The organism is Rhizobium sp. N621, assembly GCF_001664325.1.
Classification (GTDB): Bacteria; Pseudomonadota; Alphaproteobacteria; order Rhizobiales; family Rhizobiaceae; genus Rhizobium; species Rhizobium esperanzae.
In genome coordinates, this window is sequence record NZ_CP013495.1 from 1,800,866 (window position 1) to 1,823,373 (window position 22,508).

The 22,508-nt window shown below is 60.5% G+C and carries 22 protein-coding genes; 16 read left to right on the plus strand and 6 right to left on the minus strand.

Annotation, left to right across the window (positions count from 1 at the left end):
* Window positions 1–176: 176 nt before the first annotated feature.
* The 6 genes from AMK00_RS08770 to AMK00_RS08790 all read left to right on the plus strand — a co-directional run bounded on the left by AMK00_RS08770 (window position 177) and on the right by AMK00_RS08790 (window position 3,900).
* A complete protein-coding gene (locus AMK00_RS08770; protein WP_064806091.1) occupies window positions 177–575 on the plus strand; it encodes a DUF1236 domain-containing protein in 399 nt (132 codons plus the stop codon).
* A gap of 112 nt (window positions 576–687) precedes the next feature.
* Window positions 688–852: a hypothetical protein gene (locus AMK00_RS32500; protein ID WP_167377190.1), complete on the plus strand. Its 165-nt coding sequence runs from the start codon at window positions 688–690 to the stop codon at window positions 850–852.
* Window positions 849–1,430, plus strand: a complete 582-nt coding sequence (locus AMK00_RS08775) for a BA14K family protein (protein ID WP_064801982.1) — start codon at window positions 849–851, stop codon at window positions 1,428–1,430. The genes AMK00_RS32500 and AMK00_RS08775 overlap by 4 nt, the downstream gene beginning before the upstream one ends.
* A gap of 114 nt (window positions 1,431–1,544) precedes the next feature.
* Complete coding sequence (locus AMK00_RS08780) at window positions 1,545–1,859, plus strand: hypothetical protein (RefSeq protein ID WP_064810147.1); 315 nt, start codon at window positions 1,545–1,547, stop codon at window positions 1,857–1,859.
* 63 nt (window positions 1,860–1,922) lie between these two features.
* The gene (locus AMK00_RS08785; RefSeq protein WP_064801985.1) at window positions 1,923–2,807 is read left to right on the plus strand and encodes a hypothetical protein; all 885 of its coding nucleotides are present in this window, start codon (window positions 1,923–1,925) and stop codon (window positions 2,805–2,807) included.
* A 100-nt stretch (window positions 2,808–2,907) separates the two neighbouring features.
* A complete protein-coding gene (locus AMK00_RS08790; RefSeq protein ID WP_064810148.1) occupies window positions 2,908–3,900 on the plus strand; it encodes a L,D-transpeptidase family protein in 993 nt (330 codons plus the stop codon).
* A 44-nt stretch (window positions 3,901–3,944) separates the two neighbouring features.
* Here the strand turns inward: AMK00_RS08790 and AMK00_RS08795 are convergent, their stop codons facing one another.
* Complete coding sequence (locus tag AMK00_RS08795) at window positions 3,945–4,736, minus strand: phenylalanine 4-monooxygenase (RefSeq protein ID WP_064801988.1); 792 nt, start codon at window positions 4,734–4,736, stop codon at window positions 3,945–3,947.
* Between the two features lie 123 nt (window positions 4,737–4,859).
* Between AMK00_RS08795 and AMK00_RS08800 the strand changes: the two genes are divergently transcribed.
* Window positions 4,860–5,321 (plus strand): Lrp/AsnC family transcriptional regulator, encoded by a 462-nt coding sequence (locus AMK00_RS08800; RefSeq protein ID WP_064801990.1) that lies wholly within the window; start codon window positions 4,860–4,862, stop codon window positions 5,319–5,321.
* A gap of 3 nt (window positions 5,322–5,324) precedes the next feature.
* Here the strand turns inward: AMK00_RS08800 and AMK00_RS08805 are convergent, their stop codons facing one another.
* The gene (locus AMK00_RS08805; protein ID WP_064801992.1) at window positions 5,325–5,825 is read right to left on the minus strand and encodes an Lrp/AsnC family transcriptional regulator; all 501 of its coding nucleotides are present in this window, start codon (window positions 5,823–5,825) and stop codon (window positions 5,325–5,327) included.
* 130 nt (window positions 5,826–5,955) lie between these two features.
* On the opposite strand from AMK00_RS08805, the gene hppD reads away from it, so the two are divergent.
* From hppD to maiA, 4 genes are read left to right on the plus strand one after another with little or no spacing between them, the layout of a single operon-like run.
* Window positions 5,956–7,065, plus strand: a complete 1,110-nt coding sequence (hppD, locus tag AMK00_RS08810; RefSeq protein WP_064801993.1) for a 4-hydroxyphenylpyruvate dioxygenase — start codon at window positions 5,956–5,958, stop codon at window positions 7,063–7,065.
* Window positions 7,066–7,104: 39 nt separating this feature from the next.
* Window positions 7,105–8,466, plus strand: coding sequence for a homogentisate 1,2-dioxygenase (hmgA, locus tag AMK00_RS08815; RefSeq protein WP_064801995.1), 1,362 nt, complete (start codon window positions 7,105–7,107; stop codon window positions 8,464–8,466).
* A gap of 31 nt (window positions 8,467–8,497) precedes the next feature.
* Window positions 8,498–9,523 (plus strand): fumarylacetoacetate hydrolase family protein, encoded by a 1,026-nt coding sequence (locus AMK00_RS08820; RefSeq protein WP_064801997.1) that lies wholly within the window; start codon window positions 8,498–8,500, stop codon window positions 9,521–9,523.
* A complete protein-coding gene (gene maiA / locus AMK00_RS08825; protein WP_064802000.1) occupies window positions 9,520–10,152 on the plus strand; it encodes a maleylacetoacetate isomerase in 633 nt (210 codons plus the stop codon). The genes AMK00_RS08820 and maiA overlap by 4 nt, the downstream gene beginning before the upstream one ends.
* A 3-nt stretch (window positions 10,153–10,155) precedes the next feature.
* Here the strand turns inward: maiA and AMK00_RS08830 are convergent, their stop codons facing one another.
* Entirely contained in the window at window positions 10,156–10,626 is a 471-nt protein-coding gene (locus AMK00_RS08830) for an MEKHLA domain-containing protein (protein ID WP_064810149.1), read from the minus strand.
* 334 nt (window positions 10,627–10,960) lie between these two features.
* Here AMK00_RS08830 and AMK00_RS08835 point away from each other — a divergent pair, with 334 nt between their 5' ends.
* The 4 genes from AMK00_RS08835 (at window position 10,961) to AMK00_RS32915 (ending at window position 14,290) form a co-directional block, all read left to right on the plus strand.
* Window positions 10,961–12,292: a hypothetical protein gene (locus AMK00_RS08835; protein ID WP_064810150.1), complete on the plus strand. Its 1,332-nt coding sequence runs from the start codon at window positions 10,961–10,963 to the stop codon at window positions 12,290–12,292.
* An 83-nt stretch (window positions 12,293–12,375) separates the two neighbouring features.
* The gene (locus AMK00_RS08840) at window positions 12,376–13,641 is read left to right on the plus strand and encodes a patatin-like phospholipase family protein (protein WP_064810151.1); all 1,266 of its coding nucleotides are present in this window, start codon (window positions 12,376–12,378) and stop codon (window positions 13,639–13,641) included.
* Between the two features lie 114 nt (window positions 13,642–13,755).
* A complete protein-coding gene (locus AMK00_RS32910) occupies window positions 13,756–13,968 on the plus strand; it encodes a hypothetical protein (protein WP_237350451.1) in 213 nt (70 codons plus the stop codon).
* A gap of 34 nt (window positions 13,969–14,002) precedes the next feature.
* Window positions 14,003–14,290: a DUF2314 domain-containing protein gene (locus AMK00_RS32915; protein WP_237350452.1), complete on the plus strand. Its 288-nt coding sequence runs from the start codon at window positions 14,003–14,005 to the stop codon at window positions 14,288–14,290.
* A 200-nt stretch (window positions 14,291–14,490) separates the two neighbouring features.
* On the opposite strand, the gene AMK00_RS30620 is transcribed toward AMK00_RS32915, so the two are convergent.
* On the minus strand, window positions 14,491–16,575 hold the full coding sequence (locus AMK00_RS30620) for an alpha/beta fold hydrolase (protein ID WP_237350453.1): 2,085 nt from the start codon (window positions 16,573–16,575) through the stop codon (window positions 14,491–14,493).
* A gap of 98 nt (window positions 16,576–16,673) precedes the next feature.
* On the opposite strand from AMK00_RS30620, the gene AMK00_RS08855 reads away from it, so the two are divergent.
* Complete coding sequence (locus tag AMK00_RS08855) at window positions 16,674–16,910, plus strand: hypothetical protein (protein WP_064810152.1); 237 nt, start codon at window positions 16,674–16,676, stop codon at window positions 16,908–16,910.
* A 315-nt stretch (window positions 16,911–17,225) separates the two neighbouring features.
* On the opposite strand, the gene AMK00_RS08860 is transcribed toward AMK00_RS08855, so the two are convergent.
* Both AMK00_RS08860 and AMK00_RS08865 read right to left on the minus strand, forming a co-directional pair.
* Window positions 17,226–17,759, minus strand: coding sequence for a SixA phosphatase family protein (locus AMK00_RS08860; protein ID WP_064810153.1), 534 nt, complete (start codon window positions 17,757–17,759; stop codon window positions 17,226–17,228).
* A gap of 332 nt (window positions 17,760–18,091) precedes the next feature.
* Window positions 18,092–21,904, minus strand: coding sequence for a vitamin B12-dependent ribonucleotide reductase (locus AMK00_RS08865; protein WP_064810154.1), 3,813 nt, complete (start codon window positions 21,902–21,904; stop codon window positions 18,092–18,094).
* Between the last annotated feature and the right edge of the window lie 604 nt (window positions 21,905–22,508).

A 22,508-nucleotide genomic window follows, 5' to 3' on the forward strand; every position in this document is an offset into this window, starting at 1 on the left:
CCCAGGCCCGCGATGGGATGGCGTTCGGCTCGAGAATAGCGCGGCTGACGAATAATGAAATCCAGACCAAGGGCTGGGATGCCTCAGACCGAGGTCCGGGGCGTGGAACGACCTCGTTGCCAGCAAGTTGGTTTGGCAGCGGCAAGCAGGCCGCATTGAAAAGCAAGGAGGAAAAGATGCTCTTCAAGTTTATCGCAGGCGCCGCAACTGCCATGACCGTGATGTCGGGCGTCGCATTCGCCCAGTCCTCGACCGTCAATGGTGCGGCCGGTGGCGCAATCACCGGAGCAATCGTTGGTGGTCCGGCCGGTGCTGCTATCGGCGGCGTTGCCGGCGCAGTCGTCGGCACGGCGATCGATCCGCCGCCTGAAAAGGTCGTCACCTATGTCCGCGAGGCTCCGGCACCGTCGGCACGCGTCGTTGTGAAGGAAAAGGTGGTCGTCGGCCAGCCGCTGCCGGAAACGGTCGTCGTGACTCCCGTTCCGGACGATCCGACATATGCCTACGCGGTGGTCAATGACGAGCGTGTCATTGTCGAACCGTCGTCGCGCAAGGTGATCCAGGTGATCAAGTGACCTGATCGTTCACGTGGCTCTGCCGCGTCTTCCTTTCGCAAATCATCTTCAGATCAGCCGCACGATGGACGGCAGCGTCGTCGTGCGGCCGCACGGATCGAGGAGAGGGAACATGATCTATTCCGAAGAGAAATCCGCTGGTCTCGCCGTGCCGCTGATCGCCATTCTCTTGTCGATCGTCGGCATTATCGCCGTGCTGGTCGCCACCGGCGGTCACAGCAGCGCCGGGCCGCGTGTCTGGGTTCCCCAGGCACAACAGCAGGGAGCGGGCCAATGAATGCCATTGCAAGCGTCGCCTTCGGCATTGCCAGCTCGGTTGGCGCCTGCATGGCAGCGGCCTCCGTTGCCTCGCATGTGGTGGCGGATTCCGGACCACCCGCGCTCACGGATCTTGCCGCCCCCGATCTATGGACGACGAGTCCGGTGAAGGTCGATCCCCATCGGCAGCATTATGAACGAATTCCGCCTGTGTATTCCAGCTATGTCACCGAGGCTGCGGCGACCGTCGCGCCAAGGGTGACTTCGCAACCCGCTCGTTCGTCGACAGAACTGCAGCCACCGCAGCCAAAATTCGCCGCCGAGCACCTTGCCTGGTGCGCCAAGCGTTACCGTTCCTTCGATCCTGCGACCAACAGCTACCGATCCTATAGGGGCGAGATCCGCGAATGCGCCTCGCCGTTTCAGCAGAATATCGCTGCAAGCCCTGAAGCCGGCGGCACAAAAGTCAATGCCCAGGCGGCAGCCCGATGTGCCGCCCGATACAGATCGTATCGGCCGGAAGACAACACCTATCAGCCGTGGGAGGGGCAGCGCCGAAGCTGCGAGATGTCGGATCTGGTCGCGACGAGCAATTAACCATGACCGGGTACGGCGTACAAAATCGTACCGTGCTGGCGAGCCAGACTAAAGTCCGTGTTGTAATCGCATCGGTTGTGATATCCGGTTGTATTTGAGGGGCGGAGAGCGGGGATGGCGACGACGCTGATAGCAGAAATCCACCAGGCGCAGACAAGGCTTCCGTTCTTGAGCAGGGCGGAGCGCGGAGCCCTTATCGTTCGCATTCTTCGCGAGTTGAAGATACTCCGTCGCGAAGTTCTCGGGAATGTGTCGGCCGATCGCTGCGTTTGGATCGATAAACTGATCGCGTCAGTTTCTTCGACAGTATCGGAAATCGTCACGATGCCGGACGCCGAGTTCAACCGTGTCTTGAACGAGTTCGAAAAGCTCATGGCAACGCTGCATAACATTTCGCACCCGCAGAAGCCGTCGAAGACAGTTCACTAGCGTCGTTAAGGCGACGTACGGCCGCGCCGGAAACCGATCCCGGTGCGGAAGCGTTCTCCTCCTATGACAGAAACAAAATCGCCTGCTGACCAGGACGAGATGTCGCCCCGTGACGATGAGCCGAAGCCAGGCGCAGAGGTTTCCTTCCCTTACGACAGGATGACTGTAGAGCAGTTCCGAAACCGCTTCCCGCGTGCCCGCTGGAACGACGTGCGAAGGGCCTGGTTCGTTCCCGGCCGAACCGCGTCCCGTCGCATCGGCCGATGGCTTGCCGAGCTGGAGGCCGAAGCCGACGCGCATGCGGATGTGAAGGGGCGCGATGCCTTCGCCTTCGATCCCATCGACAGTCCATATCTGGAACTCGGCAAGGACGGCTTTCGAATCCGCACGCCCTATTCAAAAACCGTCGTCGACGAGCTTCGCGAGGTGCCGTTCTCGCGATGGGACGGCGATCTTCGAATATGGCACGTTCCCTTTCGATCCTATGAGGAACTGAGACGCAGATGGCCTGACATCGAAGCGGCGGCTCGCAGAAACGAACCGGAGGAGAGGCGACGGCGCGCCGAGGAGCGGAAGGGAACCGAACGGGAGATGCGCAGCAAGCTTCGCACAGCCGAACGCAAGCGCCGCCGTTACCCGCTTCCGACCGACGACCTGCCGCCGACAGGACGCCCGGTGGCCACCTCGTATGGGATCGTCGTCTTCACAGAAATCACCGGCGAACTGGTCGATCCGGCTCTCGTCGCGGATTTCTATCCCGGGGTCACGGAGGATTATCTCTGGGGGTATTGGCGGGTGCCGACATTCGACGAACTTGTCCGTACCTGGCCTGCGAAAACGCCTCCCCGTCGAGATGCCGAATGGTGGCAGCCGACGATCGAAGAACTGAGGCCCGCCCGCCGCGCGGCAAGAGCACGCGAAGCCAGGAAGCAAGCGAAGGCGCCGTGACCGGAACCTGCCACCGGTCGTGCGGACTTGTAGCAGATGCTGTGTCGGAGGATGCCCGGCTGGTGTGGGAACAAATTCCCACGTCGGCCATTTGTTGTCCATGAAAACAGCCCTGCCGATCTCGCTGCTCGCTCTGGCCCTTTCCGTTGGCGGCGCTTCCGCGGGGGAGCTTCGTCCCGAAGCGATCAATGCCGCTTCCCTTGCCGATATCGGGAAAGGAAAGCTGCCGCCCGCAGATCCGGACCCGGCGATCATCCGCCTTCAGGTCCTGCTCGACCGTGCGGGCTCGTCTCCCGGCGTGATCGACGGTCTCTCCGGCGAGAACGTCGACAAGGCGGTGGCCGGCTTCGAGGCGATGAACAAGCTTCCCGTAGACGGCAGGCCGGATCCGGATGTCGCCTCCCGGTTGGAAGACAATTCGCCCATCATCGAGAGCTATGTCGTCTCGCCGGAGGACGCCACGGGGCTCGTTGACAGAATCCCTGAGGATTACGGCGAGAAGGCAAAGATGCAGAGCCTCGGCTATACCAGCGTTGCGGAGAAGCTGTCCGAGCGCTTTCACATGGATCTCGATCTCTTGAATGCGCTCAACCCGGGTTCGCAGTTCGCGCCCGGCGACAAGGTGTGGGTCGTTGATCCCGGCCCTCCCAGAGAAGGCAAGGTTAGGAGTATCGAGGTTGACAAGAAGACAGGGCAGGTGCTGGCCTATGGCGAGGATGGATTGCTGCTTGCCGTCTATCCCGCCACGATCGGCAGCGAGGACAATCCGGCGCCCTCAGGAAAGCACAAGGTCAAGGGCGTCGCGCGAATGCCGGTCTACCGATACGATCCGAAGCGAAATTTCAAGCAGGGAAAGAACAACAAGGTCCTGACGATCCCGAAGGGACCGAATGGCCCGGTCGGCACCGTCTGGATCGACCTGACCGAGCCGACCTATGGTATACACGGGACGCCGGAGCCGAAGCTCATCGACAAGGTCGGCTCGCATGGCTGCGTGCGGCTGACGAACTGGGACGCGGAGGAGCTGGCCGGCATGGTCAAGCCGGGCGTCCCGGTCGAATTCGTCAATCGCAGTCCCGCCGATCCGAAGTGAAACGCAGGATCTGACGAATACCCACACGCTATCGCAGCGCAGGATTACGAAGCCTTGGCTTCGAAAGCCGGGGCGAAATCCCCCAGCGATTTCGCCTTGAGGATCGCGCCGCCGATATCCTGCTCCACGATCGCCTCGAGATCGGCAAAGCTGTCGATAACATAGTAGATCGGCTGGAGGATATCGATGCGGTAGGGCGTCCGGAGCACGCTCAACAGATCGAACGGCCGGAATTCGCATCCCGTGCCTTCCGTTGCCGCCTTGGCTTCACTCGGAGAAGAGACGATGCCGGCGCCGAAACAGCGGCGGCCTTGCGGCGTGTTGATCAGGCCGAATTCGACTGTGAACCAGAAAATCCGGAACAGATGCCATGAATAGCCCTTGCCGAGGCGCATGGCAGTTTCGCCGAAGTGCCGGACGAAATTGGCATAGCTCTGATTGGTCAGCAGCGGGCAGTGGCCGAACACTTCGTGGAACAGGTCCGGTTCCTCGATATAATCGATATGCTCGCGGCGGCGCAGGAAGGTCGCCAGCGGGAACTTGCCCTGCGATAGAAGTTCATAGAAGCGCGAGGGCGGAATGAGCGCCGGCACGCCTTCCACGCCGAAACCGGTGGTCTCGTTCAGGCGTCTGTTCACATCGAGGAGCTGCGGCACTTTCTCCGGCCTGAGCCCCAGCAGTTTGACGCCGTCCAGATATTCCTGGCAAGCCTTATCGGCCAAGAGCTTCATCTGACGCCGGTAGAGTTCGCCCCAGATCGCATCTTCTTCGGGGGTATAGTCATAAAGGCCGTCCGGGCCGGGCAGTTTGGCGGTGTAGCTGCTTTCCTTGGTCATCGATTGATCCTCCCGGGAATGGCAATATCTCTGTCATTATGCTCCGTGTTCGACGGATTTTCTTTTCTTTCATGCCGGCTGTCGCCATAGTGGTGGGAGATATTCTCGAATGTGGTGGCGAAAATGAAAGAAACTGGGAATTTCCGCCGCAAGCTTCTGCAGCTGATCCAGGCCGACGGCACTCTGTCGTTGGCGGACCTGGCGGAAAAGGCCGGCATGTCGCAGAGCTCGGCCTGGCGGAAGATCCAGGAACTCGAAGCCGACGGCGTCATCCGCAAGCGCGTGACGCTGCTCGATCCCGGCAAACTCGATCTCAAGCTCTGCGTGATTGCGCACGTCACGCTGGAGGATCACCATGAGGAGGCGGTGGCTTCTTTCGCTTCAGTGGTGCTGGAGCGGCCGGAGATCATGGAGTGCTACGCCTTGTCGGGCGCCTTCGACTACATGCTGAAGATAAGGGCGAGGGACGTCGAAAGCTACGAAGCCTTCATGACCCGCTATCTGATGCGCAATCCGCATGTGCGCACCGTCGTATCGAGCTTCGTGTTGCGCGAGCTGAAATTCTCCACCGAACTGCCGCTCTGACCGTTATCGCGCGCTGTCGCCATGCCGGCTGCCCGGCATCATCACCGGATAGCCTTCGAACGTCTTCAGCGTGTCGAGCACGATTGACGTTTTCACGTGCTGCACGGATTCGTGCGGCAGCAGAACGTCGTTGACGAACTTCGACAGATCGGCGAGCCCACGGGTCGCCACCTTCAGGTGATAGTCCATCTCGCCGGTCAACGCGTAGGCTTCGAGAACTTCGGGCAGGCCGTTGATTAGTTGCGAAAATCGGCGGGCATTGTCTCGGTTGTGGGTCGCAAGCGTGACGGAAATGACCACCAGCATATCAAGGCCCAGCTTCTCCCGATCGAGGTGGGCACGGTAGCTGCGAATATATCCCTCGGCCTCCAGTCTGGTGCGCCGGCGTGAGCATTGCGACGGTGAGAGCGCGATGCGCTCACCAAGCTCGTTGTTCGTGAGCCTGCCATCCTTTTGAAGTTCAAGGAGGAGGCGCAGGTCTAGTTTGTCGAGGGGCTCATCCATTGCGCGAAATCTCCAAAATGCTCACAGGTCGTGCATAAAATGTTCCTTACGCATCAAGAACGCAAGAACTTTGCACGTGTTTTGAGCCATAGTTTGCATAGAAAATGCAATCTCCTCTGGAGGAAAGAAAATGGGTCCGTTCCCGCATGATGCGCCTCCGTCGGAAATCACCGCCGACAATCCGGCCGGCACCGACGGCTTCGAATTCGTCGAGTTCGCTCACCCCGAGCCTGAGAAACTTACCGAGCTCTTCACACGCATGGGCTATGTCGCGGTCGCCAGGCACAAGACGAAAGACATTACCGTCTGGCGCCAGGGCGACATCAATTATGTCGTGAATGCCGAGCCCGGCAGTCATGCCGCCCGTTTCGTCGCAAAGCATGGTCCCTGCGCCCCGTCGATGGCCTGGCGTGTGGTCGATGCCAGGCACGCCTTCGATCACGCCGTGTCGAAAGGCGCCGTTCCCTATGAAGGAAATGACAAGGTGCTCGATGTCCCGGCGATTGTCGGGATTGGCGGTTCGCTGCTCTATTTCGTCGAGACCTATGGGGCAAAAGGATCGGCTTACGAGGCCGAGTTCGATTGGCTTGGCGAGCCCAATCCGAAGCCGCTCGGGATCGGCTTTTACTATCTCGACCATCTCACCCACAACGTCTTCCGCGGCAACATGGACAAGTGGTGGGATTTCTACCGCAACCTGTTCAATTTCAAACAGATTCACTTCTTCGATATTGACGGCCGCATCACCGGTCTGGTCAGCCGCGCCATCACCTCGCCCTGCGGCAAGATCCGCATTCCGCTGAATGAATCGAAGGACGACACCAGCCAGATCGAGGAATATCTGAAGAAGTATCGGGGCGAGGGCATTCAGCACATCGCCGTTGGCACGGAGGATATTTACGAGGCAACCGACCGGCTTGCCGATAACGGCCTGCGCTTCATGCCGGGGCCTCCCGAGACCTATTACGACATGTCCTATGAACGCGTGCATGGCCATGACGAACCGATCGACCGCATGAAGAAGCACGGCATCCTGATCGACGGCGAAGGTGTGGTGAACGGCGGCATGACAAAAATCCTGCTGCAGATCTTCTCCAAAACGGTGATCGGTCCGATCTTCTTCGAATTCATCCAGCGCAAGGGCGACGAGGGTTTCGGCGAAGGCAACTTCCGTGCGCTGTTCGAGTCGATCGAAGCCGATCAGATCAAGCGTGGTGTCATCGGGACGGCAGCGGAGTAAACTCTACGGCGCAGTAGAGTTTTCGGAGAGGAGTTGAGCATGGACCAGGCAACGATCCAGGCCGCCGATGCGGAAGCGGCGACCGCAAACAGACTGAAATATATGCCGGGTTTCGGCAACGATTTCGAGACGGAGTCGCTGCCCGGCGCTTTGCCGCAGGGCCAGAACAGCCCGCAGAAATGCAATTACGGCCTTTATGCCGAGCAGCTTTCCGGCTCGCCCTTCACCGCGCCGCGCGGCACGAATGAACGGTCCTGGCTGTACCGCATTCGCCCGAGCGTGCGTCACACCCGCCGCTTTTCGAACGCGTCCTATCCGCTCTGGAAAACCGCGCCTTGTCTCGACGAGCATTCGCTGCCGCTCGGCCAGCTGCGCTGGGATCCGATCCCCGCGCCGGAGCAGAGGCTGAGCTTTCTGCAAGGGGTGCGGACGATGACGACGGCAGGCGATGCCGCGACCCAGGTCGGCATGTCGGCGCATGCCTATGTCTTCAATGAAGACATGGTCGACGACTACTTCTTCAACGCCGACGGCGAACTGCTGATCGTGCCGCAGCTCGGCGCCATCAGAGTGTTCACCGAAATGGGCATCATGGATGTCGAGCCGCTGGAGATATGCCTCATTCCTCGCGGCATGATGTTCAAGATCATGACAGTGGGCGAGCAGACGGTCTGGCGCGGCTATATCTGCGAGAACTATGGCGCCAAATTCACATTGCCGGACCGCGGGCCGATCGGCGCCAATTGCCTGGCAAACCCGCGCGACTTCAAGACGCCGGTCGCCGCCTTTGAAGACAAGGAAACACCCTGCCGCGTCCATGTGAAATGGTGCGGCAAATTCTATGTCACCGAGATCGGCCACTCGCCGCTTGATGTGGTTGCCTGGCACGGCAATTACGCGCCTTACAAATACGACTTGCGGACGTTTTCGCCGGTGGGCGCAATCAGCTTCGATCATCCCGACCCGTCGATCTTCTCGGTGCTGACGGCGCCGACCGAAGATGCCGGCACGGCGAATGTCGATTTCGTGATCTTTCCGCCGCGCTGGCTGGTCGCCGAACACACCTTCCGCCCGCCCTGGTATCACCGCAATATCATGAGCGAGTTCATGGGCCTGATCCATGGCCAGTATGACGCCAAGGAGGAGGGCTTCGTGCCTGGCGGGATCAGCCTTCACAACATGATGCTTCCCCACGGCCCGGATGCGCTCGCCTTCGAAAAGGCATCCAACAGCGAACTCAAACCGGTGAAGCTCGATCACACCATGGCCTTCATGTTCGAGACCCGCTACCCGCAGCAGCTGACCAAATATGCGGCCGAGCTCGAAACGCTGCAGGACGATTACCTCGAATGCTGGGATGGCCTCGAACGCAAGTTCGACGGAACCCCCGGAATCAAATGAGGATCGGCTCCTACGGCAGTGGAATTGAGACATGAAACTAGCGACCTTGAAGGACTCCACCAGGGACGGCCGCCTGGTGGTCGTTTCCCGCGATCTGACCCGCTGTTCGGAGGTCGGCCACATCGCCCGCACCCTGCAGGCGGCGCTAGACGACTGGGAGCATGTCGCTCCGAGACTTCGTCTGGTCGCCGAAGGCATCGAGACGGGCGCCCAGCCGACGATGCGGTTTCACGAACATGACGCCGCATCGCCTTTGCCGCGCGCCTATCAATGGGCCGACGGCTCGGCCTACGTCAACCATGTGGAGCTGGTGCGCAAGGCGCGCGGCGCCGAGATGCCGGCAAGCTTCTGGACCGATCCGTTGATGTATCAAGGTGGCTCTGACGGTTTTCTCGCACCGCGCGATCCAATCCTGATGGCGGACGAGGCCTATGGGATCGACATGGAGGGCGAGGTTGCCGTTATCACCGGCGACGTCGCCATGGGTTCTAGCCCGGAAGCCGCCGTAGGCGCCATTCGTCTGGTGATGCTCGTCAACGACGTGTCGCTGCGCGGCCTCATCCCGGACGAGCTGGCGAAAGGCTTCGGTTTCTTCCAGTCCAAGCCGGCCTCGGCATTCTCGCCGGTCGCGGTGACGCCGGACGAGCTAGAAGAGGCGTGGGACGGCAGCAAGCTGCACCTGCCTTTGCTCGTGAGCTTGAACGGCAGGCTATTCGGCAAGGCGAATGCCGGCATCGACATGACCTTCGACTTCGGCCGGCTGATTGCCCATGCCGCGAACACCCGCCACCTGGTGGCTGGAACGATCATCGGTTCCGGCACGGTCTCGAACAAGCTCGATGGCGGCCCCGGCAAGCCGGTGGACGCGGGGGGAGACGGCTATTCCTGCATTGCCGAACTGAGGATGATCGAGGCGATCGAGAGCGGATCACCGAAGACCCCCTTTATGAGGTTCGGCGACCAGGTCCGCATCGAGATGAAGGACCATGCCGGCCATTCGATCTTCGGAGCGATCGAGCAGACGGTCGGACGATATGAGGGAGCCGACCGGCGATGAACGAGATCATTCTCTACGACTACTGGCGGTCATCGGCGAGTTATCGCGTGCGGATCGCGCTCAATCTTCTGGGCCTCGACTACCAGACCGTGCCGATCAACTTGCTCGACGGTGCGCACAGAATGCCGGACTATCTCGCGCTCAATCCGCAGGGGCTCGTGCCGACACTTGTGATCGATGGGAAAACGCTGACACAGTCGCTGGCCATCATCGAATATCTGGCCGAGTCTCGGCCGGAATACGGGTTGCTGCCGTCCGATAGCTCCGATCGCCATAGAGTGCGCGCTCTCGCCTATGCAATTGCCATGGACATCCATCCGATCTGCAATCTGCATGTCGTCTCGCATCTTCTGACGCTGACCGACAAGGCGGAGGCTCGCGAGGAATGGATGAAGCATTTCATCGGCGATGGACTTCGCACGCTAGAGATCATGCTCGGGGAATCCGATGGCGCGTTCAGCTTTGGCGACAGGCCGTCGATGGTCGATCTCTGCCTTGTTCCCCAGGTCTACAATGCCCGCCGCTGGGGAGTTGATATGACTGCTTTCAGACGCATCAGCGATATCGACGCCAGATGCGCCGACCTCCCCGCCTTCCAGGCAGCGCATCCGGACCGCGTGAAGCCGTAGGAACTACGCGTCCCGCCACGATGAAAATATCGCCGCCTGGCCCAACCGCTTTCCCGTCTCATCGATGAGCTGCCAGACAGTGAAATTTTCGACCCAGAAACGGCGCCCCGACCTCGCCACCCTGAGGCCGCGTCCGTTGTCGACAAACCCATCGCGCGTGACGGCGTCCAGCAGCCGCTGGCGTTCGGCGCGATCAGGCTGCTCGGCCGAAAGCCGCGACGGCAGCATGATGAATTCGTCCCAGCTATATTCGAAGCAGTTCTGCGCGGTCCGATTTGCGTAGATGAAGCGCGGGTCGGGCAGGGTATTGTGGGCGAGGACGACGAAAGGCGCATGGCTGTAAAGCCAATCCGGCCCCTGCCCATCCTCGACGAGGGCGCGGCCGACGATGCGCTTGTAGCTGCCGGTAAGAAGGGCGAAGAAATCGGGATCATTCCTCAGGTCGAAGGCGTGATTGTCATAGGTGGAAGTCACGAACTGCCTCGCTGGTCAAATGCGTCGGTGCAGGCGACATAGCCGAAATCAATTGCACGCGTCTATGATGCCTTGTGCGCTGCGATCCTTTTCGGCGAGGCCGGCATACCTTGTCTTATCACTTCTGATTGTGACGCTTGCCATAAGATCGACCTTGTGCATTGATCTGAGCTGCTGGGGCAGCTGTCGACATTCTCTGCGAAGCTATTGTTCTTCGGAACGCAATCGGCTTTGGCCGGTCGCGGATGAGGCTGGCGTGGAAAAGGTGATTTTCATCGTCCGGCTATACAGACCTGCGCAAGCTATGCTGCGAATGACGACAGGAGAAGTACGGGTGCTCGAGGGCTGGGGAAGAATGCGGAAATTCGTCTCGTTGATATCGATGCTGCTGGCGTTCGTCGCCATGGCCGGAAAGGGGCATGCGGCCATTTCCTACCAACGTCTGGAGACCGCGCCGGGAGAGCGCGCCCTGACGATAAAAGGCGTGTTCGAGAGTTCCGACGATGCGATGACGCTTGTCGACGAATATACGCAGTACCAGCCGAGCTATGTCACCTTTGACTCGCCCGGCGGAAACGTGGTCGCAGCCATCAGGTTCGGTCGGGCCCTCCGCCTCCTGAATGCAAAAACGATACAGATCAGAGCCGCCGAGTGCGCGTCGGCTTGCGCCTTCGCCTTCGTCGGTGGCGTTGAAAGATTTGCCCAGCCGGGCTCTATCGGCGTGCATCGCGTTTCCCTATCCGACGATGTTGCCATCGATAGCCAATTGGCCGTCTCGACTGTTCAAGCACTGACCGGCGAGATCATCGGCTATCTCACCGACATGGGGGTAAGCCCCAATCTGCTGCAGCTCAGCCTGTCGATCGACAGCTCCGACATCAGGTATCTCACCGCTGCGGAAATGCGGGACTGGAACATCAACACGCCCGAGGATATGCCTTCGGGACAGGAAAGCGCGCCGCCACCGTCGGACGCCGCGCCGCAGGTGAGCGCAACACCCGGCGTCATGCCATCGGACCCAGGCGATTCCGAGGAGGCGGGCGCACCGGAACCCGGCGACCTGACCACGGAGGCGGTTGATTTCGCAAACCGATACAATGACGAATGGTCGAAAGACAGCGCCTCGGCGTTGGCCTTTATGAAGGGCGTCTATGCCGACGAGGTCTCCTTCTTCGGAAACTCGGTCGACAAAGACGCCGTCGTGAAGGAAAAGGCAGCCTTCGCTCAACGCTGGCCGGAGCGCATTTACAGCGTCAAACCCGGCTCGGTGACTGCGAGCTGCGCCGGAAAATGCGAAATGTCGGGAACTGTCGAGTGGTTTGCCCGAAACCGGGATACGGGTAAGACTTCCGCCGGGATGGCGGAATTCTCTTACGTATGGAACACGGCCTCCCTGCAAATCGAGTCCGAGACCGGAAAGGTGCTCGCCACGGACAAGGGAGCCAAGGCGCCGGATCGATTGATCCAACAGTGGACAGGACTGGACGACATCTGCCGCACGAGCGTCGATCGCGAGAGGCCCCAGACGCTACGGGCATGCAAACGGCGCGACGAGCTCGGTCCGCTGCTCAATCGCCTCGACTGGTGCTATGGCCATGCGGACGAAGCCGGATTGGACTGGGAATGGCACAAATGTGACGCCAACTCCCGTAGATACCAAGAGTAAGTAGCCGGTCCCGAGGCAGCGACCGCGAAGTTCGACTGACGGAAGAGATTGGTGAAAACTCATATCCCTGAGTGAGGCCGAGCATGTCGGAAGACGCGCATGCCCCATCGAATGCCGTTTTCTCGGAATCCGATGAGCCCGAGACACCCGCTGAGCGCTATAAACTCGGCCTCTGCCTTTCGGGCGGCGGCTATCGGGCTATGCTTTTCCACGCGGGATCGCTTGCCAGGCTCAACGAGGCCGGTCTTCTCGCAAAGCTCGATATGATCTCCTCGGTCTCGGGCGGATCCATCGCCTCCGGCCTGCTCGCCTATATCTGGCCCCGGCTGATCTTCGAGAACGACATCGCCGTCAACTTCAGGACCGAATATCTGGATCGCGTTCTGGCCTTCAGTCAGCTATTCGCTGATGGGCCGAGCTTCCTGAAGGGTCTGTTCAATCCCTTTTCGAGCGCGGCGGCGGAAGCCGCGAAATTTTACGAGCGACATCTGTTCGATGGAAAATCGCCAAGCCTCAGAGATCTTCCGAGCTCGCCCTGGTTCGTATTTTGCGCGAGCAATCTCAGCACCGGTTCGCTCTTCCGCATGTCCAACCGCTATATTGCGGATTATCGGATCGGGGTGTCGTTCCATCCGGCACTTTCGCTCGCGACCGCGGTTGCCGCTTCGGCCGCATTCCCGCCGGTGCTGTCACCGCTGCGATTGGACCTGGCGCAGTTTTCATGGAAGAGGGAAAAACTCGATGACACCGTTGGCGAACCGGTTGCTCCGAGCCGGGCAATATTGAGCGACGGCGGCGTCTACGACAATCACGGCATCGAGCCGGCGCTGAAACGCTGCGACTGTCTACTTGTCAGCGATGCCGGCGAGCCTTGGCGCTCCTCGACCCGCGGATACTGGAACTATCTCTCGCAGCTGAAGCGCGTTCTCGATACGACGGACAATCAGGTGAGGTCGTTGCGGCGGCGAGACCTGATCGGCGGCTTCAAGGCTGCAAAACAGGGCGATAGGCTTGGCCTCGACGATCTCGCGAAATCGGCGCTGCGCGCAAGAACCCATGGCGTCTACTGGTCGATCGACAGCAAGGACGCCGAACTCAAACCCTACGCCTCCTACACGCTGCCGCCGTCGTCGGTCATTCCCGCAGAGGTCGGCACCTACCTTCATTTCCTCGGCGCTGCGGAGACGGAGCATCTGACGAACTGGGGGCACTATGTCTGCGACGCGATGCTCAACCGGTTCTATCCAGCGCCCTTGGCTCCATCGTCCGGGCGGCCGTTGATTGCTGGTACCGTGAAGCCATCCTGGGCGGCGAGGTTGAGCAAGCGCCTGTTCAATGTTCTCCCCTAAAGGTGCGGCTATAGAGAGTTCGAAGGGGCATTCAACTACAACCAGAGATGGAGATCAACCTCAGATAGCTATACTGCGTCGGAACACTGAAAACAATTTCGGACGGCCTATCGAATGTTGCGCAGCGTCATTTCACTCTTCTCAATGCTTGGACTATCCATTCTGGTCATTCCCACCGAACCCGCTCTGGCCGAGGACAATCCAAACGTTCAGATGATCGCGCCCGGCGATCCGGCCATGGTCAAAGCCCACGCGAAGTCCAAAAGGGAGTTGGACGGCTTCCTCGAGAAACTGCGTAATCCACCGCCGGGAACCGAAAATTTATAGCATTAAGTTGGGGTTTACGGACAAGGCCGAGGGCGTGGCGCTGACCACCGATCAGATGGCGCCGAATGTGGAATTCATGTGGGTCTATCAGATCAAGGCATCAGGTGGCCATTTCACCGCCCTTCTCGGCGATACGCCGGAATACATCCACAACATCAAGCCCGATGATCGCGTCGAGTTCGAAAAGTCGGATATCTTCGATTGGATGTATATCGAGAATAGGAAAGTGAAGGGGAACTATACGGCTCGCCCGCTGCTGTTGGCCGGCCCGAAAGAACAATTGGAACAATATCGCGATATCTACGGCATTATTTGTGAGTGACCGAAAGGTCGCTCCTGTGCTCCCATCAACATGTCGCGGTGGCCAGCTCGATCGTGGCTTAGCCCGAGTCGGTGATGAGGCAGCAGCGAAGCGGCGGAAAGCCGCAGGTCGGCAGGCTCACGTTTTACCGCCGCCGTTCACCCCGACTAGGTAAGTTCTGTGATTGCATTGCTGGCCCAGGACAGCAAACATTTATGACTTCAGGACTGCCCAATGGAGAAGTACGGCCAGGGACCGGGGATTCCGGGCAGATCGAGCTGTCCACGTAGATCAAAGGAGAGATCTGCACCGACAACGAGATCGCGCACGGTTCGGGAGGCGATGATATCGCCTGGTCCCGCGCAGTCGGCAAATCCTGCGGCGAGCCGCAGTACCGCACCCGCATAGACCCCGTCTTGCCGTTCGCATTCGCCGACGTGAATGGCTGCGCGAACATCCAAGCCGATGTGATGCAGGCGGACGCGAAGATCGAATGCACAGGTGATCGCCTGGCTGGGCTGCCGGAACGCGGCGACAAGTCCGGATTCCCGCAGGTCGATCGCCTCGCCGTCGGCGGCGCGAAGCTGTCGAACGGCGTCGTCCTGCCATTCTTTCACCCGACCGGAGGAGGCGCCTTGAACATCTAAGTGCAAGACCGTCAGCAAGGCGCTCTCGGTCGGGGCAGGCGGGGCGGAGACCAGGAACCGCTGGATTTCGTCCATCAGCCGGTCGGAATCGGCGCCCCAGATGATATGGTCATCGCCGGGCAGCTCGACATATGTCGCGCCGGGAATGCGGCTTGCCAGATAACGCCCTTCTTCAGGCTTGACCCAGCGGTCGCCGGTTCGATGAGTGATTAGGGTCGGAACTCGGATCGCGGGGAGGATATCGCGCGCGTCGATCTCGACGCCCCAGCGCCATAAGGAGATCGCATCGGCGGGGGATGCCGAATTTCGCAGGTACCCTGCAAACCATTCGCGTTCGACCATATCGTCGATGAGGCTCGGGGCCGCCCGGCTGAGGTCCGCCGGACGGCCCCATTCCCGCTCGATGGCAAGCAGTTCCTCTTCGAGCTCCTCCCGGGTACGCCCCCAGGGATAATCCGGTGACCAGAGACCTCGCGCATAGGTTCCATGTAGGATGAGTGCAGCCGTGCGTTCGGGATAGCTTGCGGCGAACAGCATGCACATGACGCCACCTTCCGAGCTGCCGAACAGGACCGTCTTTTGCGATCCGACCGCATCCAGGACGGCGCGGACATCCTGCATGCGCTGTTCGAGTGTTGGAAAGCCGGTGCCACGGTCCGAGAGGCCCGTGCCGCGCTTGTCGATGCGGATGAGGCGACAGAAGGACCCGAGACGGTGCAGAACGTTCGACAGTCTCGATGAATCCCAGGCGTAGTCCAGATTGGAAACCCAGCCTTGCACGTAAACGAGGTCGAAGGGGCCGTCCCCCGTCACCTGGTAAGCGATGCTGACCCCGTCCGATTTCACGTAGCGGGTTTGAGGACGGGGTTCGAACGGCGCTACTTTCACCGGTGATTGCCCGGCAGGCGGCGCCATGCGGCGCGCGAGTAAATCTTGGTATAGCGCGCGCGTTTCGGGCTCGGGCTGCACGCCGAGCTGCTTGCGCAAAGTATCGCCGCAAATCCGGTATTGTGCGAGGGCGAGATTGAAACTTCCCATTGCGGCATAGGCGCGCATGAGCGTACGGTGCACATCTTCCCGCAGCGGCTCCAGCGCAAGCAGCCGCGTTGCCGCTGGGATGCAGGCGCCCGGTTCGTTCCCTCCGATGTGGCAGGTAATGAGCTTTTCCAGAGCGGCAGTGGCGGTGATCCGCAGCCGTTCCCTTTCGGTGCGAAGCCAGTCTTCGAACGGCTCTTCGGCAAGATTGAAACCTTCGAGGAGCTCCCCGGGATAGAGGGCGATCGCCTGTTCGAGGTCGTCGGTCGCGGAGCCGGCAGCCAAGGCCTCAAACCGCCTGACGTCGAGATCGGCATCGCCCAAATCGAGCGCCACCCGGTCGCCTTCCATCCGGAACCATTCCCGTCCGGTCGCCTTCAGCGCTCGCCGAAGGACGGACAACGTTTGCCGCAGGTTCGCCCGGGCCTGCTCTTCTCCCCTCCCGCCCCATAGCAACGCGGCCAGCTTTTCGCGCGATTGGGACTGTCCTGCCTGCAGCGCCAGATAGGCCATCAAGGCACGCGCCTTGCCCGTAGACGCTGGCGTCCCCGCGGCGAGGCCCGAGCAATCGAACCCACCCAGCAGGGAGAGAAAAGGGCGCTTCACCGAATCCGCCATAGCCATCGCTTTTACGAATCCATCACATCCGGCCACACATCCCTTTGACGGGGGAGGAGGATCGTTGCGGACGGCACCGCACATCAAAGTTGGAGGGTAGTGCAATGAGCTTCATCGGTAAAGGCGAAGAGCGCATGCTAGGGGCAGTCCAGGGGCGGGTCGGTTGGCGCGCGAGGCTGCATGTTCTATGGCGTGCCGTCATAAATCCGGTCGTTTCGTGGCACCGGCTGAACGAACATCTCCTACGAGATATCGGCAAGAGCGCTGCCGATGCCGAGCGGGAGGCCTACATCAGAAGTTTTGGCACTTTCCGCCGTTTTCGTTTTCCAGATCGCGAGTGATCGAGGCGACTACAGCCCTTTTTGACATTCTTAAAGCTGCGGAAACCGACAGCGAGGCAGTTGTCCTCTTGGTGGACGACCGACGCACCATCGTGAAGTTCTGGCACTCCGAGTACATGTGTGCCGGAGGTGCCGGCTAAGGAGAGCCGAAGGCGGAACTCTGGCGGGGGGAAGCGGCTGCCCGGCGAGAACGGGTTGTCCAGCCAAGTCGGCGTTGTCGAACCATTCTTCCGTGAATGGCCCGTTCGGAACCGGCGCGAGGTGGAATCAGGGCCGGGCACCATGGCACCAAATTCAAAACCCGACAGTGTCGCATTATCCCAAGGATCGCGGTGTTACGAACCGCTCGAGATAACCGGTGCCCGCCGCAATCTCGTCCCATCCGTCGAGATCGAGGTCGATGACGGCGAGTCCCGCCGTCGGGAACTTTTCCCGCATGCGTGCCACGGCAGCGGCATCGCCGTCTGCCACGATCAGCGAGGCCGCATTCTCCATGCCGGGATTGTGGCCGACGATGAGCAGCGTGCGGATATCAGGTTCGACGGCCCGGATCACATCGAGGATGCGCTCGGCCGACACCTCGTAGATATCCGGCGCCTCGCGTTCGGAGACCTTTTTCGAAAGGGCCTGGCGGACGAGCTTCCAGGTTTCCTGCGCCCGGCGGACCGGCGAGACGAGGGCGAGATCGGGGATCAGCTTTTCGCGCGCCATATAGGTGCCGATGACGGGTGCAGCCTTGCGCCCGCGACCCGCCAATGGCCGTTCACGGTCGGCCGCACCGTCGGGCCAGGCGGATTTGGCGTGGCGCAGAAGGATGAGGCGGTGTTTCGGCATGGGCTTGAGTGTCATTTTATCGCGAGGCCGATGTCGTCGGTTCGTTTCGTGTTGACTCCCGGAGCATGAAGGGCCTCCGATACAGCTCGTAAACTAGGCGGATGCCACTGGCAGGTCCAGTTGTCCCGTCTTACTTTGCGAACTTGAGCATCCCGCGGATTTATGGCGTTTCGCTACTCTTGCGGTTGTTTCTCTGTTTGTTCCTCAGAGGATTCTCCGGGCACTTGTTAGTGCCCGGACGGCTGTGCCGGGTTGCCATTTCTTCTGTCGGAAATGGCCAATTTCAGAGGCTTTTAGCCAGAACTAGCTTCGATTTCTCAACAGACACTGCAGAACCGCAAGCCTGCTCAGCTGCAGCCGCTCGTCGCACCGCACGTGTCGCATTTCTCGCAGGTGCCATTCCGCACCATCGTGAAGTTCTGGCATTCCGAGCACATGTTGCCCGTGTACCCCTGCATGATCGAGCGCTGGCGGCGTTCGGCTTCCACCTTCTTGGCTTCGGTCTTGGCGGTTGCCGCGTCGGCTGCCGCCTTGTCGGAGAAGAGGGCAGTGGCGTCGCTGGTGATTTCCTCGCTCACCTCTTCGGCGATCTCTTCGGCCAATTCCTTGGCGCGTTCCTCGTAATCGCGCTTGAAGGCGACGATTTCGGAGGTGGAGACGGCAACCGTCGGCTCCAGCTTGCGGGCAGCACTGCCGGCAAAGGCGGTGACCGTGCCGGTGGAAGCGGCGCGGGCAGGGGCCGCGGTGGCCGCACCCTTAGGTTCGCCCGCCTGGCGTTCGCCGCCGGTGCCGGAAACCAGCGTCGGCTTGTAGCCACGGGTCCAGCCGGTGGAGAGCAGGTTGGTCTTGCCTTCCTGGATGCCCTTTCCGAGCGCCGTGTTCGAAAAATCCGACGTGTCGACATGCGCGAGGTCATGACGGCCGAGATAGGAGACGGCAAGCTCGCGGAAGACGTAGTCGAGGATCGAGGTGGCGTTCTTGATCGCGTCGTTGCCGATGACCATGCCGGCCGGCTCGAACTTGGTGAAGGTGAAGGCCTCGACATATTCCTCGAGCGGCACGCCATATTGCAGGCCGAGCGAGATGGCGATGGCGAAATTGTTCATCATCGCACGGAAGGCAGCGCCTTCCTTGTGCATGTCGATGAAGATCTCGCCGAGGCGGCCGTCGCCGAACTCGCCGGTGCGGAGATAGACCTTGTGCCCGCCGACGGCCGCCTTCTGGGTGTAACCCTGGCGGCGGTTCGGCAGCTTCTCGCGTTCGCGCGAAACCCGTTCGATCACCCGCTCAATGATCTTCTCGGTGATGGTGACGGCCTGGGCGGCGACGGGCGCCTGCAGCAGTTCCTCCAGCGCATCCTCGTCGTCCTCGTCTTCGATCAGCGAGGCGTTGAGCGGCTGCGACAGCTTCGAGCCGTCGCGATAGAGGGCGTTGGCCTTGAGGCCGAGCTTCCAGGACAGCATGTAGGCGTTCTTGCAATCCTCGACGGTCGCCTCGTTCGGCATGTTGATCGTCTTGGAAATCGCGCCCGAGATGAAGGGCTGGGCAGCCGCCATCATGCGGATATGGCTTTCGACGGAGAGATAGCGTTTGCCGATCTTGCCGCAAGGATTGGCGCAATCGAAGACCGGCAGATGCTCTGCCTTGAGGAAGGGCGCGCCTTCCAGCGTCATCGCACCGCAGACATGGATGTTGGCGGCTTCGATGTCCTTCTTCGAGAAGCCCATGTGGTCGAGCAAGTTGAAGCTCATATCGGCGAGCTGCTCGTCGGAAACCTTCAGCGTGTCCTTCAGGAAGTCGGCGCCGAGCGTCCACTGATTGAAGACGAACTTGATGTCGAAGGCGCTCTTCAGCGCGGCGTTGACGGCTTCCACCTTTTCGTCGGTCAGGCCCTTGGCCTTCAGCGTCGACGGGTTGATCGCCGGTGCCTGGTTCAGGTTGCCGTGGCCGACCGCATAGGCCTCGATCTCGGCGATCTGGCTTTCCGAATAGCCGAGCGTGCGCAGCGCTTCCGGCACGGCGCGGTTGATGATCTTGAAGTAGCCGCCGCCGGCGAGCTTCTTGAACTTGACGAGGGCGAAGTCGGGCTCGATGCCCGTCGTGTCGCAATCCATGACGAGGCCGATCGTGCCGGTGGGCGCGATGACCGAAACCTGGGCATTGCGGTAGCCGTGCTTTTCGCCGAGCTCGAGCGCCTTGTCCCAGGCCGATTTGGCATGGGCGGCGAGATCCTGATCGGGGTTTTCCGAATGGATCAGCGCGACCGGATCGATCGACAGCGCCTCATAGCCGGAGGTTTCGCCGTAAGCGGCGCGGCGATGGTTGCGGATGACCCTGAGCATGCTCTCGCGGTTCGGCGCGAAGTTCGGGAAGGGGCCGAGTTCGCCGGCGATCTCGGCCGAGGTCGCATAGCAGATGCCGGTCATGATCGCAGTCAGCGAACCGGCGATGGCGCGGGCCTCAGTGGAGTCGTAGGGAATGCCCGACGACATCAGCAGGCCTCCGATATTGGCGTAGCCGAGGCCGAGCGTGCGGTATTCGTAGGAGAGTTCGGCAATGCGCTTCGACGGGAACTGCGCCATCATCACCGAGATTTCCAGCACGACGGTCCACAGGCGAACGGCGTGTTCGTAGTCGCCGATATTGATGCGCTTGGTGGCCTTGTCCTTGAACTGCAGGAGGTTCAGCGAGGCGAGGTTGCAGGCCGTGTCGTCGAGGAACATGTATTCCGAGCACGGGTTCGAGCCGCGGATCGGGCCGCCGGCCGGCGAGGTGTGCCAGTCGTTCATCGTCGTGTTGAAGTGGATGCCCGGATCGGCCGAGGCCCAGGCGGCATAGGAAATCGTTTCCCAGAGATCGCGCGCCTTCAGCGTCTTCATGACCTTGCCGTCCTTGCGGGCGGTCAGCTTCCATTCGCCGTCATTTTCCACGGCGCGCAGGAAGTCGTCCTTGATCGAGACGGAGTTGTTGGAGTTCTGGCCCGATACCGTGAGGTAGGCTTCCGAATCCCAGTCCGTGTCGTAGGTCTTGAATTCAAGGTCCTTGTAGCCCTGGCGAGCGAACTGGATGACGCGCTGGACGTAGTTTTCAGGAACCTGGTCCTTCTTCGCGGTGCGGATCTCGCGCTTCAGGGCAGGGTTCTTGGCCGGGTCGAAGCAATCGCCGTTGTCGCCTTCGCAATTGAAGCAGGCCTTCATGATCGCCTTCAGGTGCTTGGCGACAATCTTGGAGCCGGTGACGAGAGCCGCAACCTTCTGCTCTTCCTTGACCTTCCAGTTGATGTATTCCTCGATATCGGGATGGTCGATGTCGACGACCACCATCTTGGCGGCGCGGCGCGTCGTGCCGCCCGATTTGATAGCGCCGGCGGCGCGGTCGCCGATCTTCAGGAAGCTCATCAGGCCGGAGGAGCGGCCGCCGCCGGAAAGCTTTTCGCCTTCGCCGCGCAGCATCGAGAAATTGGAGCCAGTGCCGGAGCCGTATTTGAACAGGCGCGCTTCACGCACCCAGAGATCCATGATGCCGCCTTCGTTGACGAGGTCGTCCTCGACCGACTGGATGAAGCAGGCATGCGGCTGCGGATGTTCGTAGGCCGACTTGGATTTGGTCAGCTTGCCGGTGAAGGGATCGACGTAGAAATGGCCCTGACCGGGGCCGTCGATGCCGTAGGCCCAGTGCAGGCCGGTGTTGAACCATTGCGGCGAGTTCGGGGCGACGCGTTGGGTGGCGAGCATATAGGCAAGCTCGTCCTTGAAGGCGGCAGCATCTTCTTCCGAAGAGAAATAGCCGCCCTTCCAGCCCCAATAGGTCCAGGTGCCGGCGAGACGATCAAATACCTGGCGCGCATCGATTTCGGAGCCGGTCTGCTCCTCCTTGGGCAGGGTCTTCAGCGCGGCATCGTCGGGAACGGAGCGCCACAGGAAGGAGGGAACGTCGTTTTCCTCGACCTTCTTCAGCCGGGTGGGAACACCGGCCTTGCGGAAATACTTCTGCGCCAGAACGTCGGTCGCGACCTGGGAGAACTGCGCGGGAACGTCGATATTCTCGAGGCGGAAGACGATCGACCCGTCCGGGTTCTTGATCTCGCTCGTCGCCTTGCGGAATTCGATATCCGCATAGGCGCCTTGGCCGGCTTTCGTGAAACGACGTTCGATGCGCATAGTCTTGACCTCGCGTTGGCGCCTGTCCCCAGGGCGCAAATTTCCTATCCGGCGGCACATTGTCGTCGTGCAGCCAGTCTCGTTTCCGTATCGTGACAGGGGTGTCATCCGGAGATGCCCTTCCTGTATCTTGTGGTGATGGTGGCTGCAAACACTAAATATAGTATTAACAGCTTATTATCGCCAGCCCCGATGTCACTTTTTTTGGAGGCAGAAAACCGCGCAGAAATCCTCTCTGGCCTGGGCCGGTTCCGGCACAATAGCCTCAATCTGCGTCTTGTTTTTCAAAGGGAACCGGGCTCGTACCTCCGGTCCTGTCGCCGCCGCAACATCAGAAACAGTAAAGTTGGAAACCGCTGATTCCGTCAAGGGCTGGTTTTTAATTGAATGGTAACCACAACATCTTGTGGATGCGCCTGTGGAGATTGGGGAAAGCCGGGGAGCGCTGAAAATACAATGACTTGCGGGCATTCCCGGCTAAGGAAAATGCCGCAGCGGCAAAAAAGTGTCCTGCGGCAAATCTTGTGATGGCATTTCCGGCGCAAATGCGCATGCCGATTCGCTGAGGAAATCAGCGCTGTCAAAGTGCGCCGGGATAGCGGCG

Excerpts from the sequence above, each read along its gene's own strand:
- AMK00_RS08795 (WP_064801988.1), bottom strand. The coding sequence starts at position 4,736 with ATGACCAAGGAAAGCAGCTACACCGCCAAACTGCCCGGCCCGGACGGC.
- AMK00_RS30620 (WP_237350453.1), bottom strand. The coding sequence starts at position 16,575 with ATGGCTATGGCGGATTCGGTGAAGCGCCCTTTTCTCTCCCTGCTGGGT.
- AMK00_RS08785 (WP_064801985.1), top strand. The coding sequence starts at position 1,923 with ATGACAGAAACAAAATCGCCTGCTGACCAGGACGAGATGTCGCCCCGT.
- AMK00_RS08770 (WP_064806091.1), top strand. The coding sequence starts at position 177 with ATGCTCTTCAAGTTTATCGCAGGCGCCGCAACTGCCATGACCGTGATG.
- AMK00_RS08860 (WP_064810153.1), bottom strand. The coding sequence starts at position 17,759 with ATGACACTCAAGCCCATGCCGAAACACCGCCTCATCCTTCTGCGCCAC.
- AMK00_RS08775 (WP_064801982.1), top strand. The coding sequence starts at position 849 with ATGAATGCCATTGCAAGCGTCGCCTTCGGCATTGCCAGCTCGGTTGGC.
- AMK00_RS08820 (WP_064801997.1), top strand. The coding sequence starts at position 8,498 with ATGAAACTAGCGACCTTGAAGGACTCCACCAGGGACGGCCGCCTGGTG.
- AMK00_RS08840 (WP_064810151.1), top strand. The coding sequence starts at position 12,376 with ATGTCGGAAGACGCGCATGCCCCATCGAATGCCGTTTTCTCGGAATCC.
- AMK00_RS08805 (WP_064801992.1), bottom strand. The coding sequence starts at position 5,825 with ATGGATGAGCCCCTCGACAAACTAGACCTGCGCCTCCTCCTTGAACTT.
- maiA (WP_064802000.1), top strand. The coding sequence starts at position 9,520 with ATGAACGAGATCATTCTCTACGACTACTGGCGGTCATCGGCGAGTTAT.
- AMK00_RS08780 (WP_064810147.1), top strand. The coding sequence starts at position 1,545 with ATGGCGACGACGCTGATAGCAGAAATCCACCAGGCGCAGACAAGGCTT.
- AMK00_RS08855 (WP_064810152.1), top strand. The coding sequence starts at position 16,674 with ATGAGCTTCATCGGTAAAGGCGAAGAGCGCATGCTAGGGGCAGTCCAG.
- AMK00_RS08790 (WP_064810148.1), top strand. The coding sequence starts at position 2,908 with ATGAAAACAGCCCTGCCGATCTCGCTGCTCGCTCTGGCCCTTTCCGTT.
- AMK00_RS08800 (WP_064801990.1), top strand. The coding sequence starts at position 4,860 with ATGAAAGAAACTGGGAATTTCCGCCGCAAGCTTCTGCAGCTGATCCAG.
- AMK00_RS32910 (WP_237350451.1), top strand. The coding sequence starts at position 13,756 with ATGTTGCGCAGCGTCATTTCACTCTTCTCAATGCTTGGACTATCCATT.
- hmgA (WP_064801995.1), top strand. The coding sequence starts at position 7,105 with ATGGACCAGGCAACGATCCAGGCCGCCGATGCGGAAGCGGCGACCGCA.
- AMK00_RS08865 (WP_064810154.1), bottom strand. The coding sequence starts at position 21,904 with ATGCGCATCGAACGTCGTTTCACGAAAGCCGGCCAAGGCGCCTATGCG.
- AMK00_RS32500 (WP_167377190.1), top strand. The coding sequence starts at position 688 with ATGATCTATTCCGAAGAGAAATCCGCTGGTCTCGCCGTGCCGCTGATC.
- hppD (WP_064801993.1), top strand. The coding sequence starts at position 5,956 with ATGGGTCCGTTCCCGCATGATGCGCCTCCGTCGGAAATCACCGCCGAC.